General features: G+C 70.2%; 1 protein-coding gene. It reads left to right on the forward strand.

What is annotated here, in order from left to right; translation table 11 throughout:
- Nucleotides 1-568, forward strand: a 568-nt coding sequence (locus KY389_RS15060) for an IS256 family transposase (protein ID WP_219831784.1), incomplete at both ends; no start/stop codon positions are given.

The raw sequence follows: 568 nt of genomic DNA on the forward strand, positions 1-568 counted from the left end.
CCGTCGCCGTCATCATCGCCGTGGGCGTCAACAGCGACGGCCGCCGCGAGGTGCTGGGCATGGACATCGGCCCCTCCGAGGCCGAGCCGTTCTGGACCGAGTTCCTCCGCAAGCTCACCCGCCGCGGCCTGCGCGGCGTGAAGCTGGTGATCTCGGACGCGCACGAGGGGCTGAAGGCCGCCATCACCCGCGTCCTCTGCGCCACCTGGCAGCGCTGCCGCGTGCACTTCATGCGCAACGCGCTGGCCCATGCAGGCAAGAGCGGCCGGCGAGTCGTCTCGGCCTTCATGGCGACCGCCTTCGCCCAGAACGACGCCGAGGCCGCCCGTCAGCAGTGGCGCCGCGTTGCCGACCAGCTCCGCCCCAAGCTGCCGAAGCTTGCCGCCCTCATGGACGAAGCCGAGGCCGACGTCCTCGCCTACATGAGCTTTCCCGCCCAGCACCGGGCCAAGCTGCACAGCACGAACCCACTCGAGCGCGTCAACGGCGAGGTGAAGCGCCGGACAGAGGTCGTCGGCATCTTTCCCAACGAGGCTGCCATCCGACGCCTCGTCGGCGCCATTCTGCT

This window comes from Paracoccus bogoriensis (assembly GCF_019431455.1).
GTDB lineage: Bacteria > Pseudomonadota > Alphaproteobacteria > Rhodobacterales > Rhodobacteraceae > Paracoccus > Paracoccus bogoriensis.